General features: G+C 39.1%; 13 protein-coding genes and 1 tRNA gene. 8 read left to right on the top strand and 6 right to left on the bottom strand.

The features are described from left to right. The first annotated feature begins 82 nt into the window (after positions 1-82). Positions 83-409 (top strand): cytochrome c6 PetJ, encoded by a 327-nt coding sequence (petJ, locus tag CK510_RS12745; protein ID WP_373695802.1) that lies wholly within the window; start codon positions 83-85, stop codon positions 407-409. 70 nt (positions 410-479) lie between these two features. Here the strand turns inward: petJ and CK510_RS12740 are convergent, their stop codons facing one another. Next, positions 480-2276 carry a hypothetical protein gene (locus tag CK510_RS12740; protein ID WP_095722062.1) on the bottom strand — a complete coding sequence of 599 codons (1797 nt, stop codon included), beginning with the start codon at positions 2274-2276 and terminating at the stop codon, positions 480-482. A 748-nt stretch (positions 2277-3024) separates the two neighbouring features. Between CK510_RS12740 and CK510_RS12730 the strand changes: the two genes are divergently transcribed. Beyond that, positions 3025-3666: a cytochrome b N-terminal domain-containing protein gene (locus CK510_RS12730; protein WP_095722061.1), complete on the top strand. Its 642-nt coding sequence runs from the start codon at positions 3025-3027 to the stop codon at positions 3664-3666. 240 nt (positions 3667-3906) lie between these two features. Here CK510_RS12730 and CK510_RS12725 read toward each other — a convergent pair whose 3' ends face one another. Further along, the gene (locus CK510_RS12725) at positions 3907-5781 is read right to left on the bottom strand and encodes a cation:proton antiporter (RefSeq protein ID WP_095722060.1); all 1875 of its coding nucleotides are present in this window, start codon (positions 5779-5781) and stop codon (positions 3907-3909) included. Between the two features lie 341 nt (positions 5782-6122). Here CK510_RS12725 and CK510_RS12720 point away from each other — a divergent pair. Then, positions 6123-6195, top strand: a tRNA-Glu gene (locus tag CK510_RS12720). 124 nt (positions 6196-6319) lie between these two features. Here CK510_RS12720 and CK510_RS12715 read toward each other — a convergent pair. From CK510_RS12715 to CK510_RS12705, 3 genes are all read right to left on the bottom strand, one after another. Continuing rightward, a complete protein-coding gene (locus CK510_RS12715) occupies positions 6320-6910 on the bottom strand; it encodes an SRPBCC family protein (protein ID WP_095722059.1) in 591 nt (196 codons plus the stop codon). Positions 6911-6917: 7 nt separating this feature from the next. Further along, complete coding sequence (locus CK510_RS12710; RefSeq protein ID WP_245912121.1) at positions 6918-8993, bottom strand: GAF domain-containing sensor histidine kinase; 2076 nt, start codon at positions 8991-8993, stop codon at positions 6918-6920. An 806-nt stretch (positions 8994-9799) separates the two neighbouring features. Continuing rightward, entirely contained in the window at positions 9800-10135 is a 336-nt protein-coding gene (locus CK510_RS12705; protein WP_095722058.1) for a ribbon-helix-helix domain-containing protein, read from the bottom strand. A gap of 175 nt (positions 10136-10310) precedes the next feature. Here CK510_RS12705 and CK510_RS33410 point away from each other — a divergent pair, with 175 nt between their 5' ends. The 3 genes from CK510_RS33410 to CK510_RS12690 all read left to right on the top strand — a co-directional run bounded on the left by CK510_RS33410 (position 10311) and on the right by CK510_RS12690 (position 11533). Further along, positions 10311-10490: a hypothetical protein gene (locus tag CK510_RS33410; RefSeq protein WP_245912120.1), complete on the top strand. Its 180-nt coding sequence runs from the start codon at positions 10311-10313 to the stop codon at positions 10488-10490. Between the two features lie 112 nt (positions 10491-10602). Continuing rightward, complete coding sequence (locus CK510_RS12695) at positions 10603-11130, top strand: HNH endonuclease (RefSeq protein ID WP_095722056.1); 528 nt, start codon at positions 10603-10605, stop codon at positions 11128-11130. A 16-nt stretch (positions 11131-11146) separates the two neighbouring features. Next, positions 11147-11533 (top strand): alr0857 family protein, encoded by a 387-nt coding sequence (locus tag CK510_RS12690; RefSeq protein WP_095722055.1) that lies wholly within the window; start codon positions 11147-11149, stop codon positions 11531-11533. A 218-nt stretch (positions 11534-11751) separates the two neighbouring features. Here the strand turns inward: CK510_RS12690 and CK510_RS12685 are convergent, their stop codons facing one another. Further along, positions 11752-12582, bottom strand: coding sequence for an Rpn family recombination-promoting nuclease/putative transposase (locus tag CK510_RS12685; protein WP_095722054.1), 831 nt, complete (start codon positions 12580-12582; stop codon positions 11752-11754). A gap of 245 nt (positions 12583-12827) precedes the next feature. Between CK510_RS12685 and CK510_RS12680 the strand changes: the two genes are divergently transcribed. Further along, on the top strand, positions 12828-15503 hold the full coding sequence (locus tag CK510_RS12680) for an NERD domain-containing protein (protein WP_095722053.1): 2676 nt from the start codon (positions 12828-12830) through the stop codon (positions 15501-15503). A 2-nt stretch (positions 15504-15505) separates the two neighbouring features. After that, complete coding sequence (locus CK510_RS12675; RefSeq protein ID WP_095722052.1) at positions 15506-15775, top strand: hypothetical protein; 270 nt, start codon at positions 15506-15508, stop codon at positions 15773-15775. The last annotated feature ends 110 nt before the right edge of the window (positions 15776-15885 follow it).

Below are 15885 nucleotides of genomic sequence, written 5' to 3'. Positions count from 1 at the left end.
TTTTTGGCGAGGAGAATCTCTATTGAATTTATTAAATTTATTAAATTTATTAAATCTATTAAATCTATTAAAAATTATTCTGATAACTTTATGCGCGATCGCACAATTTGGGTTTGGATTTTTTAATCCAGCGCTAGCTCTCGATATATCCAACGGAGCTAAAATTTTTACTAATAATTGTGCCTCATGCCACATTGGAGGTGGTAATATTCTTATTTCTGGAAAAAGCCTGCGAAAAGAAGCTTTATCACAATACTTAGAGGATTACGATACTGATTCTATCCAAGCAATTAGTTACCAGATGACAAATGGTAAAAATGCCATGCCTGCTTTCAAGAATAAATTAAGCGAGCAAGAAATTCTAGAAGTTGCTGCTTTCGTATTTCAACAAGCTGAACAAGGTTGGTGAAGTGAATGTTAATAATAAAGTGGGGAAATTCCCACCTTATTATATTTCAAATTACATTCCACGAACCTTTCTACTTAGAATCTTGCTCTTGCTTAAATTGCCTTAACTTCTGAACCACACTTGGCTGCTCAGAATTCGCTTCAGAAGTAGATTGATTTTGACTTTCGCGCAATTTTTCTACCAAAGGTTTAGCTGTTATTTGAGGAGTAGGTGCTGATTGAGTACCAGACCGTTTCAATGGTAATAGTGGTGCAGGCTCAACCCGATCGAGGGGAGATGATGTTTCTTTTGGTTTAAAATTGGGTAACTTCGGTGGTGTTGTCCGATTTCCACCCACTGGTGTTACTTCGCTAGATGGTTTATCAATCGAAGTTGGTACTGTAGAACCAGTGTTTGGAGTATTTGTTTCCGTCGGAGTATTAACCTGGGGAACTGTAACAGGCTTATTTCTATTTAATTGCAGTCCAGAAAATGGCTTGATTGTCGGATTAGAACCTTGTGGAGCAACGGGAGCAGGTTGGTTATTTTCGTTTGCCGTTGTGTTTTGAGGTTGTGCAGGTAATGTGCGATCGCTAGGTTTATTTTCAGTAGGTTTATCGCTGCTAACATTTCCATCCGGCGAAATTCGGAAGGTGAATAATTTACCTTTACCGTTTAGCGCAGCTGGATTTTCTTTGAAGTACTGCAATAAACGCTCGCGAACAGCTAATTTATTATTGGAAGGAATGGAAATTCCATCTTCGAGAAGTTGTACCGAGTCAATTTTATTTTGCCGATCCATCCTCACAGCTACCTCAACATTACGTTCGAGCTGGGATTTAGGTATACTTATCACAATCGGCGCACCAGAAAATTGTACTTCTGGATACTGCTTTTTCGCTTCGGTAAAAGCATCTAACATGCTAATCGTTTTTGTCGTCTCACCATTTACAGTTGGTGCATTTGGTGCAGTACCGGGAACTGTGGAACCAGCAGATGGTGTACCTGCCGCAATCTCGTTAATACCACCAGCTTGGGATTGGAAAGGTGTAACTGGTTGTGCGGCAACAGTATAGTTACCTTCGGTTGGTTTTGGTGCATTACCAACAGGAGCAATATATTGATCCGGTGTTACAGTTTGATTTTCCGGTTGCGGAACCTGTGCAGCAACTTCATTATCTGGCGTGGTGGTGTTTGTTGTTGCTTCGGGAGGTAAAGGTGGGGGGGCAACAGGGAAATTGCTAGGTTGAGTGACTGGTGGTTCTGGCAGATTACTCGGCACGAATGGACGAGGTAAATTTGCCGAACTATACGATCGCGAACCAAATGATCGCGAACCTAATCCAACATTATTAATACGGCTGCTGCGTGGAAATCTGGATATATTTACTGAAGCAGTTGGATTTAATCCAAAATTCGGATCGATTACCAAGTCTCGACGGTTGAACCGTTGGGAGCTATTTCCGGGTAGCGTTTGCAATGAAGGTGGTAATGATAAAGCACTAGAACCTGGTATAGCTGACATAATAGCACCTGGTGGTGGTGCAGGTGGCAATCCCGGCTGGGTATTAGGCAGGTTTAAAGGTAGTTGTTGCTGTCCAGGAAGTGACGGGATTTGACCAGGCAACGGTGGTAATTGAGCTTGCAGACTGCCAGATTGAGGTATGGGTATTTGAGGAAGACGACTTTGCTCGGCAGGAGTTAATTGAGTTAATCCAACGGGTTTGGAGTTTGTTGGTGTTTGCTTGGCTGACTTTGACGAATCAACGGGCACCAACGGTAGAATAAATGCGATCGCACCGTGGATACTCAACGAAGCTAACGCCGCAATTCCAGTTGGTTGAGTTAACACTTCTGGTATATTCTTCAAAAAGGAGACGTAAGACATAGTTGTTCTCGTTCACTCTGCTTGGTTAAGCTTGGTTGATATATATTGGTCTAGGAATTCTATCTTTAAAAGTTAATTCAGCAAGCGATGCATACCTTGATAAATAATACCTTCCCACCTGGGAAGTCAGAACAGGAAACACCCTAGCTTTCTTAAGCTCTACATATATTGAATCGAAGAGTATTATACCCGTTTATTATCAATTTATAAATCGCATCGAAAGGTAAATCAATTAAAAAATTCTAATCTCAAATATCTCTACTATTGTGACACTTGCTGTAAGTCATTATTATTCAATCCCAACCTTAAACTACTTATACAATTGTTTTTAATATTACTTATTAAATGTAATTTATTACTTAGATTAGATTCAGAAGTCGATTGTTCCCGTTTAAATAGCAGATCGTGACTAGATAATTTTACTCACTTACGCATAAGTTAAAAATATATATTTTTGTAAACGAAATTAAAATTCAAAACTAAAATTCAAAATGCCATTACCAACAATTATTGTACCGGGGAGCAAAAAACCTAATTATTGAAGGAGTTTTCCACTCTCCCCGTAGTTCGGGTATTTGTTACGGCTCTAACGAAGCTTTAGGAAAATGGGTGAATTATTTAGTTTAGCGACTCTTGATTGAAGACTAGATTGGATAACCAATACCAAAGGACTACCCATTGTTTAAATTTATTAGCTAAACTTGTAATAAAAGTATACATTTAGTCAAAAGGCAAGGATAGGTTAGCGATGGAAACGACGCGGTTCGATATCACTGTGCGACGAATCACAACATTGCTTGCTGTAGTAATTATTACGTTAGTGTTGATTGGCGCGACTACAGGAGTGCTGATTTCATTCTATTATGAGCCAGGAGCAGGCAAAGCATACGAATCACTAGCAAAAATTAGCACAGAAGTCACTTATGGATGGCTATTCCTCAAAGCTCATGAGATAGCAGGAAATGGAGTAATTGTAGTCGGGCTAATTCAAATAGTAATGCTGTTCCTTGGTAGACAATTTCGCAAGAATTGGTTAATCGCTTGGGTAAGTGGAATTTTATTTACCCTTAGCGCAATTGGACTAAGTTGGACAGCAATAATCCTTGGTTGGAGCCAAGAGGGATATTGGCGATTTAATATTGAGCTAGGTACTATTAAATCTCTGCCTGTAATTGGGAATCAACTCCGGGATATTTTAACTGGTGGAGGTGGAGTTGATAGTGTTACCATTCAACATCTCTATACCATCCATAGTTATATTGTTGCTGTGATTGCTCTGACTCTCGCCATAGTGCATTTAGTTAGCGTGTTTTGGCAAGAAAAGCAAACCGATAACGAAATTCCCAAAACCGAATCAGCAGAAATAACCGAGTTGCGATCGCTCTCTTAATTAGAGCTAAACCTCGTCTAACTTGAGAACTGTAGTTTTTCGTGAAGATTTTGAGATTGCTACCCTGCGGGTAGGCACGAAGTGACTTCCGAAGGTAGCCGAAGAAGCGCGTCTACCTACGTCGCAATGACGGAACAGAATAATCAAAAACTCGCTTGTTCCAAAATGGACGAGGTTTAACATATCGAAAATATCGGAAATAAATATAAGGGAGACGCGATATATCGCGTCTCTACATTCCTAACTCCTAACTCCTTCTACTTCCAATAGGTTCTCGATGGCAAGACGGGTATATTTCTTGGTATCAGATAATCTTTTTAATAAATTGGGTCGGGGATCGTGTAACAAATAAATAATGCGATCGCCTATCTCCCATTCCTGTGTAGCAGGTATTATCTCTAAGCGTTTGTCGCGTTCAATCAAAATTGGAACCAATTCCCCAGTATCAATCAAAGCTTGCAAATAAGCTTTTTGGTTGCTAAAGTCAGCAGCATTGAAAGTTGTTTTCCCTAACGTGACTTGCCCATCGTCCAAGTACTCGTTCCAAGTCTTGATGGTAAAGTCAGAAATAAACGCTTGGTTAACTTTATTACTATTATTATTCGCTGACGACGCACGGGGAAAAACTGCTAAAACCATTGGTGGGTGAAATTCTTCTGCTGCACGTTGCGCTAATACAAAATTTACTTCACCATTATTAGTCATTGCTAAAAACGTACCCATTGACTCCAAGCCCGCATCATCCAATACACCCGTATCTAAGGCACTGCTGATAATCACCCGCAAATTTTCAGCTTCAGCCGCCTGACTACATTCCGGGTCTGTATCTATCATCACTACATCTTCGCCCCGTTGCTGAAACAGTCTAGCAATCAGCAAACTTAGAGGATTACAGCCAACAATGACTACACCAGTTGCTTGTTTAGATGAAATTTGCAGTAAATTGGCAATCCAGCCTGCCGTTAAGCCCTGACATACCACAGTCATAATAATTGTCAGGAATACCAAAGCCTTAATTGCTTCACCACCAGCAATTCCTCGTTGTGTCAGGGAAATTGCAAATAACGAACCAATAGAAGCACAGACAATACCTCTTGGTGCTACCCAACTTAAAAAAAGTTTTTGTCTCCAGTTCAAATCACTGTTCCAAGTACAGCAGAGAATATTGATCGGACGCACGATAAACATTAACGCTAAAACAGTAAATAAACTACCCCATCCTAAAGCAAATACGCTTTTCATCGACAAGTCAGCAGCAAGCAAAATGAATAAGACAGAAACACTGAGAATTGTTAGCTGTCCTTTAAATTGTCGCAGTAAGCGGTCTTCCGGTACTGATGAATTAGCAAACACCGCACCTGCCGTCACGGTTGTCATAATCCCAGATTCGGTACGAATTGTTTGTGCAAGGGCAAATAATCCCCACAGCACTGCCAATACAACTAAATTTTTTAACTCAAAAGAGAGAAAATTGGCATGTTTGAAAATTAGGCTCATTAAATAGCCCCCCATTGCCCCAATTACGGCTCCAATGCCTAAACGGATAAACAAGCCCATAACCGCGATTTTAGGGTCAGAATCCCCATTTAAAACTGTATCGAGAACAACAAATGCTAGAATCGCTCCCACAGGGTCAATCAAAACTCCCTCACCTTCTAGCAGGGTTGCCACTTGTCTATCGACGTTGATTTGTTTGAGCAGAGGGCTAACAACCGTTGGTCCTGTGACTACGATAATAGAAGCATATAAAAATGCGATCGCCCAAGGAAATTCACCCAACCAATGGGCTGCCACACTCCCACCCAACAAAGTTATCAGCGTCCCCAAAGTTACTAGCAATTGTAGTGTTACCGAAACTTTGTACAACTCGCGTAAATCAAGGCTGAGTCCACCTTCAAATAGAATAATCGCTGTTGCTAGTGCCACAATTGTTTCTAACCCAGTCCCCAGCAAATGGGGGTGCAGTAAGCCAAAACCATCCGAACCTAGTAGAATGCCAAATAGTAGCAAAAATACGATACTGGGTAATCTCAGGTAAGCAGCTAACACCTGGGCACTAATTCCGGCAATGACAGTAATCACCATCTGAAGGGTGATATCAAAGGATGCTTCCATGTGGTCGATTTTGAACGATCGTTACCAAAATCTTTTCTAAATTCAAAATATCTTGTGAAGAATTGTAAATTCTAAACCGATTGGGTGCAACGCCACACCCTACCTTTGTTACTAAATTTAGATTTAATTTCATACTTAGCTAACTATCTTACGGTATTTACAGGTGTTACTGTGCAAAGACGATAACACTTTTTAGAGGAACATCTGTGGGAGCGATCGCATTTAACTTTTAGCTTCATGTCTGAATTTTCCCTTTTCTCTTCTCTCAACGATTTTTTCTCTTGAAACCTCTTGACATCTATAGTAAAAAATATTAATTTATATATTGTCGAGTCTAACGCGCCCCCATCGTCTAGAGGCCTAGGACACCTCCCTTTCACGGAGGCGACGGGGATTCGAATTCCCCTGGGGGTATTAGACTAAAACCCGCATCTAGCTATTTACTAGTTGATGCGGGTTTTGACATTACGGAAATCAATTGTCTGTGTCTGTTGGATAAAGATTTTGCCAACAATAATTGTCCGTTTAATTCCCTTAATTAATATAGTGTTTCAACTCGCTGTTGAATAGCAAATAGATTCATCCGCAAATCGTGACTGAGACGATTTTCGATCACCCCTATGGGCATAATCCGTTTGGGATGTACGAAAATACTGTAGCAAAGATTGGTTCCTGGCTGGTTAGCTACAGAACATGGCTGTAATTGCCAGCTTCCAGAAAACTCTTTCAAATCACCTTCGATCATCTGAAAAGTAATTTCCTTAGGAAAATGCTCTTGTAAATCTAGAACAACACGGGCACAAAAATTAAAGTTTAATAAACGCTGCGAACCAACTTGTTCAAGACGAATACCACCTTGGGGATGCTCCAACAAACGACTTTTGGCAAGATTGGGGATAAAATCAGCCAAAGCTTCGTAGTCAGTTAAAAGTTTCCAGACTATTTCAGGCGATCGCGATATTTTCACTTTAGCAGTAATTTGGCGCTGTCTGTCGGCGATTTTCTCGATTTCGACTTCTACTGCTTGCAGTTCTAATGCATCGGATGCAAAATCTGCTGTATTATCTTGATTTTGTGCATTATGAGCAGAAATATCAAACTCATCTGCTGCTTTGTATTGTTCGGTCACGGTTAGATTATGATTTAATTTCGTCGGAGAATTGAGGAAGATTCAGAGTAAAACTAATCTTGCTAAAATCAGAATCTTCGATTTGATTGCTGGCAAGTGTAATTTCGCCGTTAAGGTGCTGAATTAATGATTTGACGAGTGCAAGTCCTAAACCAGTACCAGGAGTCCATCGTCCTCTTCCACGACGGAACTTGTCAAAGATATAAGTTACTTCTTCTTCGGAAATACCACGCCCGATATTTGCTAATTCAATAATAACTCGGTCTGTTTGTTCGATGACTTGATGATTAGCACGCAAATAGACAGTTGTATCTGGTTGCGAGTATTTAGTGGCATTTGCGAGTAATTCTTGTAAAATCCGGTCGAAGCTCTCAATTTCAGTTTCGATTTTCAGCGATTCTGGAGGCAATTCGAGAACTATATTTATACCCTTTTCTGAAAGTTTGGTTGCAAAGGTGCTTGTTAAATCTTGGATACGAGTATTTAAATCTACATTTTCTAATTGCGGACGTTCTTGGTGAGTTTCTAATTTTTGTAGTGTTAATAGGTCATTAATTAAATTAATTTCCTTGGTACACTCTTGTTCGAGAATATCAAAATATCGAGCTTGGCGATCGGCTTGGATACTCGGTTGACGCAAGTTACGTATTGCCATCCGCATATTTGTAAGTGGGTAACGGAGTCTGTCGCTCATATTACTCAAAAATTCATCTTTGAGTTCGTTGAGTTCCCGCAATTGTTCTACATACTGTCGGGTTTTTTCGTATAACTTTGCTTGCACTTCCAAACTACGCTGGAGTTGCGCTGTACGTTCGTCAACTAGCATTTGCACTTGTCGCAGCGTTTGCGACTGGATGACTGAATTGCTAACTTGGGCAGAAACCATTTCAACTATATTAGTTTCGGCTGATTGCCAGGCTCGAGCTTCTGCATGTTGGAGAACTAAAAAGCCTAAAATTCTACCTTGGTTCTCTAAAGGCATTAATAGCATTGCTGGTAGCTTTTCTAGGGCAAAGATTGGTGTCGCAGCAGCTACATCAGGAGAATCTGAAATATCACTAACAATAATTGGTTTGCCAGAATCTATAAAAATACGTTGGCAAAGTCCACAATCGGAAATTAAAAAAGATTGTTCTAAAGCTTGTTGGATAGTCTCTTGGACTGTATCTGGAAGAGTACCGGGGATGGTATTGCGGTAGCGTTCTGGATTTGACCATTCACCAATCACAGTCGCTTTGGCTTTAGGTACTTGTTTTTTTTGTCTAATTCTAAATAAAGGGTCTGTATATTTTAGTAATATTAATAAACCGCGATCGACTTGAAGGGCTTCGGCTGTTGAGGTCAGAACCAACTGGAGCATTTGATTTAACTCCAAGTTACTGCGACTCAAAATCGATAGCTGCTTGATTAAACTTTGGTGTTGGGCACAGGTTTGGACAAATTGTTGCTGTGAAGCAATTACTTGTGCTTGTCCAACTTGGGAGAATGCGATCGCACATGAAGCTTCGAGCGCTTCTAATAATTTTCTCTCATCCTCACTCCAATCATATGGCTGGGATTTAATTAAGCTGACAACACCATTAGTTTTACCGGCAAACTTGGTTGGAATCGCCAAAACTGCCTTAATTGGAATATGTAACTGTTGACATCCGATTTCCAGACTCTGTTCAATCAATTGTGGAAATTCGATTGTCAAAGCCTCAGAAGCACACTGTACTACGGGCAAATCCACGGGTTCTATCGCAAAAATTTCATTGGAATTTGTCACCAGATATTCTGGCTTACACCAGTTAGCTGCGATCGGTTCTGAGGAATCTTCTCCCGTTAGAGATACCAAACAGCAGCAATCAATATCAAATGCGGCTCCTAACAATTGGGCAATATCTTGCAGCATCCCTGCTTGAGGCAATGTATTAGCGACAATCTGATTTATTTTTTGTGCCAGCTGCTGGGCTGGTTCCTCCTGGTGCTGCATCAGCTTTCCATGCGGGTATTTACTTGTTCGGTCTAATTCATCTAAACTTTGTAGCGGCGGTGAAAAACGCTGCTTCATTCCTGGCACACCATTAAATATTCTTCCCATTCTAGTTGTAACCACCCTCTTAGCATATCGTTCGCCCCTAATTTCGTAGCTACACCCCTGTCACCCTTCGAGCTTGTATCAAAACTTTTCCTCACCTGTTATAGCCCCTTTTCTACGAAATGACAAAACCTATCTACATGTTGAACATATATACAAGCATATGAGGATACATATTGCTACATCAGAGTCAGTAATTTAGCTAAGTTAGGTGTTCAAGTATCTGTATTAATTTACTTAACTATGACCTAGAATATCCCGTCTGTAACGATACACAAACCGTAATTTTGCTATATTTCAGATGAAAAATTATTAAATCTTACCAGCACTATCACTTACGTACACTTTAAATAATCAATACTATTTATCAGTATTTATCTGTAAATACCCATCATCGCAAGTTTTCACTTAAATATAGCAGGGTAAAACCGTATTTACCGAAAGCGGTGAGGGAGTATGTTAGATAATACCAACTAATAAATAAGCATTTTTACGGTAATATGCATCTCCCTGTCTTGATGATAAATTTACTAAGTACACTCGTAATTCTGAATTGTCAAGATATACCATACCCCTTATTCAAGGATTTATAAGGAAAATTGTATTAGCATGGGAATATATAGATTAAGTTGAATCTGAACAAAAAGTGATTTAGTTAAATAATAGTAATATAAAAAAATATTATTTTTCTGGATATATTTTTTAGAGTTTTTTTTGATGTATTTTTATCTTAATTTTTCATTAACAATGGCAACGCAGTCCAGCCAAGCATCTGGGAATAGCCGAGCTAGACTACGCTTTGTTGTCAACTAATCAACTAAACTCTCGACACTGAGAGGAACCATATCGCCATTTCTCGTAAATCCTAATAACATCGGTTGTTGTACTGAAATAACTTGACCTGTAAGTACACAGCGTTCTTCTTGCTGTGCCGTAGCAGCGATAGTAGCTCGTATATCAGCACGGGAAAATCTAGGTTTCCACTCGCCAGATTTTTGCTGCACAAAATTCCAAAGGATATCCCGGATCAGAGCTTGATATCCCTGATTTCCTGATAGTTCCTTGAGTTTATCTTTAAGTTCCCGCTCCAAACGGATGCTGGTAACTTCCATGTCAGTGGTTGAAGTGCGAGCGATCGTATGCATAATTTTCTCCTTGATAAGTATGGACAGGACAGTAATACAAGTGTAGTATGTTTAAAGGAATGATCAATAGGTGAAATTTTCTGTGATAACTCTTTACCCAAACTCCACTTCTACATGCCCCCGCAACTCGCGATTGAGTTGGGAATTTGGCTTTGTGGGAGTGGAGTACTTATTTATGGGTAATTTTATTGGTGATGGTCATCGCGACGAGCAAATTGCTCAAGAAGCAAAAGACGAGAATCGAGATTATGGATATACCCGAATTGGATATAACCGAATTAGCGTGCTCAATCTAGCGTCAAAACCAAGTAATAGAAGCGGATGGTACAGGAATAAAAGTGCTGTACCGATATAGGGATAAAAGACCATGAAAGTCAACTTTTAACCCCCGCTTCACCGAATACAGGAGAAGCGGGGGTTTTTAGTAGAAGTTTTTAGTAGGGTTTTTTTTAAAGAGGAGTAAAGCTGTGACGAACCCTTTTAGGCGAGTGTTAGAGCAATCGGTAGTAGTTTTTTCGCAAAACTATTTACCCGTATGTCGCGTCAATATTAAACGAGCAATTGTGTTGCTGGTGACGGAAAAAGCCGAACCCCTGGATTTTTCCAGCGCACAGAGTGGTTGGTTGGTTCGTTCTCCTAACGTAGTGGTGCAAGTACCAAAACACATTCGTTTGACAATAGCTTCTTCCGAACGTAGCTGGAAAGTACCCCCAGTTAACCGTCGGGAAGTATTGCGACGCGATCGCAACACTTGCCAATACTGTGGTAGCAGCAAACACTTAACCTTAGACCACGTAATTCCTCGGTCGCGGGGTGGTCAACACACATGGGATAACGTAGTTATTGCGTGTGAACGGTGTAACTCCAAAAAAGGAGACAAAATGCCTTACGAAGCAGGAATGCACCCCTGTACTAAACCCAAAGCACCCATTCACCCAACTATTGCTTTTGCAGAACAGTTTTGGATGGATAAGCAAGCAAACAGCCTGGAGTAACAGGAGCGCATGAATAATGCTGAAATTAACTTACACGGAAACTGACTTTTACCTTGAATATTTAGCTCAATCCCTCGAAGACTGGGTACAAGCGCGTGTAATTTTAGCACTGCGTATTGGTCAAAGTCTTTGCGTAGAACCCAGTACAGCATCGTTTTTACTACCTGTATATTTACTAGGAGTCGATGTGTTAAAAAAGTCAGAAATATCCAGTGAACGCGAAATTATGACTATTTGTGTTTGCGATTCTGAGTATATCGAAGTGACTTTGCAAGGTTCGTGGATATCTAGTGGTTGTAATGATGCTAATGGGGTTTTCGTGACGAAGATGAGCGATCGCACCGAGTTTTTTCTGCATAAACTTTGGCAGGAAGCACAAATTTGCCAGGAAGTTAGGAGTTAGTTCCTGGCAACAAAAATCCCCACATCTGTTGATTGGATGTGGGATTATTTAACTTTTTGCAGTTGTTGACGAACTATTGGGTCATTTGTCAGTGCGATCGCAAGCTTGAGGGAATTGTTTAGAGATGCGGAGATGTAAACTAAGTATCTGATACATTAAGGAAATCTCCCGCACACAAATCGAAGGGAGGTAGTTGTTTATTTTTTGATGCGATCGTTCTAATCTCCAATACCTTTTAAGCAAGTTTGTAAATCATCCATACTGGTAAAATCAAGTAACGCTTCACCCAAATTTTCTAATTGTTCCAAACCGAGAGATTCAACCTGCTGACGCACCTCTTGAGGTAATTCCCCTACCCGTCGAGTTAGTTGACGCAAAATGAGCGATCGCTCCCCCTCTTCCTTAATTTCGCGGTAAACCCGTGTTTCTTTCAGTGTAATTCCTAGCATCTCTTCTACTTCCCGTTGGCTCTTATCTTCAAACTTGTACACTATTATCGTGGTGATTAATTCTATTATGGCGCGATTTGATGGTTGAGGTGCTTCCTGCTGACTCCTTGCAAGCAAATACCTGGCTTCTTCGGTAGCTTGCTCATCATCGATTGTAGTTAACACCATTAAGGCTACCCATAAGGGTAATTGGCGAATATTACCCAATTCATCTAAATATATCCGATGTACTTGCTCACCGTTGAGAAATGAACGATGGGGGTAAATGTCACTTTGCTCGATGCTGCGGGATGGATAAATTACGACTATTTGCCAGTCGCTAAATCTAGGACGGTTACGGTAAAAATATAGCCAGGATTCTGCAAATACCCTTTCGTAGAGCCTTTCGTCCTTTTGAAATTGCACCTCACAGAAATATACCACCCCAGGATTTTCGCTTTCTGGAGGCAAAAATACCCCATCGATTTCAAATTTTGGTTCTTTGACTGCTACTGAATCAAATCGATAAGTATCTACATTGCTTGGGGGATTTGTCAAGAGTGTAAATAATAGGCTGGGAGATTGTTGAAATAGTTTGTAAAAAATTGAATCTCGACGCATGAAAGATTGAATTAACGCACTTTGCCGTTAAATGATTGATTTTATTCTCAGTATTACTGAGAATAACACGCCAATTATCGCAAAAAATTGAGAGAACTTGCCCTATTGGGTACCTCCTGGGAATAAATCTTAGTTTATAAAGGTAAAGTCAAAATTAATCATCCAAAATTATTTTCGCTAATACTCTTGCCATTCTTATTAAACTTGGGAGAAAACTGAGTTAGGGAAGTTTACTACTATCATCAATGGTTATTCAGGCATATCGAACAGGACCTTACGCAACAACGCACGAGAATCGCATATTTGATGCGTTATTAAAACAGTTAGAAGAAGTTTGGGGTGACTCGGAAAATCTCGTCCTTCTTCTCGGAAATTTTTATTGTCAAAGTTGTGAAATTGATGCAGTAGTTTTAAAGAAAGATAGTATCACTGTTATAGATTTCAAAGATTATGGGGGACTCGTCAAATTTTCCGAGAATACACCTTGGTTTGCAGACAATATTCAAATCAAGGGAGGAAGCAAACCAAATCCATTTATTCAAATTAGAACTAATAAATTTGCACTAATCGATAAGTTGAAGGAAATTCATTTTCCCTCAGATAATCAACCGGAATTAGGGCATATATCAGGATTGGTATTATTCCACAAACCTATTATCTTTGATGATAGACAAATACCACCCAAGATTGAAAGATGGTTTCATGTTGTTGACTTTGACAATACAATAGAGCGACTATCGCAAATCACCAGTTGCAAAATAAGTCTTTCCAATCAGGATTTAGAGTACATCGTAAAAATATTATCGATTCCTGAATATATTTCTACTAGTTGTGGTATTAAAGCAGCGACTTTCTCTAGGAAAGTAGTAGATAAAAAAGAGGCAGAATTACCTACTTCCCTACAGTCAGCAATTTCCCAAATTGACAAATTTTTAGAATCATCTCAGCGAATCTTAATTGTGACAGGGATGGTTGGAACTGGTTTAGAGCAACTGCTGAGTGCTATTTACTCTAAAACATCAGTAAAGGGACGTAATTCTTCTGTTCTAGCACCAAATAGCCGTATAAGTTCAAGTTACCCGCTTGAAGCAAAGAGCATTTACACATATATTTATTCAGGTAATCCAAGACTGGAAGAAGAGAAGTTGATTTATGACCTAAGTGAGAGCAAGGGCACAGAAAAACATCTCTACATCGTTGGTGATGCACACTTGATTTCAGATTCAAAATTTGAAACAGACGAATCACGTTACGGTAGCGGACAACTTCTTAAAGACTTTCTTTATTTTGCTGACCTTAATAACTCAGAACGACAGATTATTTTTCTTGGCGATCCATTTCAAATCACGCGAGGTAAGGTAGATGAGTCAGCATTATGCAAACAGTATGTACAAGCGATCGCAGGGTTTGAAGTAGTTGAATTTTCTCTTAATCACATTCTTCCTCAAAAAGAAAATGATGCGTTGGAGAGCAACTGCTTAAAGTTGGCAAATTCGATCGAAGAAGGGATATTTAATCAACTTGAAATTATCTCCGACGACTTACAAGTGATTGAAGCTCCAAGAGAAAAAACGCATAAATGCCAACTGATAAAAGACTTATTTATTGGAGATTCCATTTATACCAAATTTGTCGCTTTTTCTCATAAGGAAGTCAATCAGATTAATAGCGACTTACGACGAAGTTTATTTGGACGTGGTGATAATATCTGTGCTGGTGATATTGTACATATTCATAATAGTTTTTATGTCAAGAATAAGCATGAATTGGAACATCATATTTTCATTCAAAATGACTCATTTGCCGAAGTTATAGAAGTCAGTGAAGATATTCAGCCGTTAGTGCAACCTCTTAAGGGACGTGACAAGCCAATTACGGTTAACTTTATCAAAATTAAAGCTAGATTAGTTGAAAATTCAAAGGAAATTGAATTTCTTTGTTTAAAAAATTATATCTATGCAGAAAAGCCCGAAGTTGATAAGGATACACTTATTGTTTTCCGCGAATATTATAAGCAGCAAAATCAAGATTCTCATCAAGAGAATGTAGAAGACTTAGAACAATCTAACAATTCTTCTGAATTAGTTAAGTTTCTCCGCAATGATTCCTACCTCAATGCAGCCCGGTTGAGGTTTGGGTATGCATTGACTCTCCATCGTGCCCAAGGACAGAAATTTAAAACCGTAATTGCCAATATGGATACGGAGCAAGGACAAAGAAATGATGCTTACTTTCGCTGGGTTTATACTTTATTTTCCATAGTTAAAGACAAAATTATCTTGTCTAATATTCCCCTAATTACACCACTTGACAAATCAATTTGGGATGATAGTCAAGGTAAAATTGGTTCTGTGCATCCTCGCGATCTGATTGCCTTTGATCCTAATGCAGAAAAGGGAACTGCGAATATACCCAACTTTCCTATACCTGACAAGCCTTTGAGAAATCTTTATTTATACATTGTAGATAAACTTAAGCCTGAAGGTATTGAAGTAAAATCATATAACCATCATAACTATCAAGAAGTTTATGACTTAGAGAGTAAAAGTGATAATGTGTCATGTTCTCTTCGCTTACATTATAACGGAAAATACCAAGTTACTAAAATTGAAATAGTCAAATCTCATCCAGATAAATTGGCAACGGATATTCATAATATTATTACGTCAAATATTCACTTGGAAAATGATTTTCAAAATAAAATATACTATTTGATAAAAGAAAAGCTCAGTCAATGTGAAATATTAATTCGATGTATTGAACACCATGAATATCAGGAAGTTTACTACCTAAAATCGGGCAATGAAGATGTAAAATTACAAGTTTTTTATGATGGAGATGATTTCATAACAAAAATTTTTCCCGTTGTATATACCGATATTCAGGCTGTACAAAAAATTCGTTTAGCATTGGGGCTTTAAAAATGCAGCTACATCAAGAAATTAATGATTTGAGAAAAGCGGGAAAATTGGAAGAAGCATATACACGAGGAAAAGAACTCGTCAATGAATATCCAGAAGACCAATACATCAAAAGTAGTTTTGGCTGGGTTCTCTACGAACAAGTAAAAAATCTGGTAGAGATAGCCCAAGAATCTCAAGGAACGCAAGCAAATCAATCTGCTAGCCAACTCAGAGACATATTAAGAGAGTATTACAAGCTCAATCTTCCTCGCCCGGATTTACTTTTCTGACTTTTCCCGTTATCTTTCTATCACAGCGATCGCGATCGCAAGTGCTATCCGAAAAGTCCTATTTTCTCGTTATTGTATTATCGTTAAGCCTCATTTCTTGACAATAGTCT

Origin of the sequence: Brunnivagina elsteri CCALA 953 (assembly GCF_002289455.1) — a bacterium.
Taxonomy (GTDB): Bacteria; Cyanobacteriota; Cyanobacteriia; order Cyanobacteriales; family Nostocaceae; genus Brunnivagina; species Brunnivagina elsteri.
The sequence above is the reverse complement of the archived record's forward strand: the minus strand, read 5'-3'. Positions and strand labels throughout refer to the sequence as shown.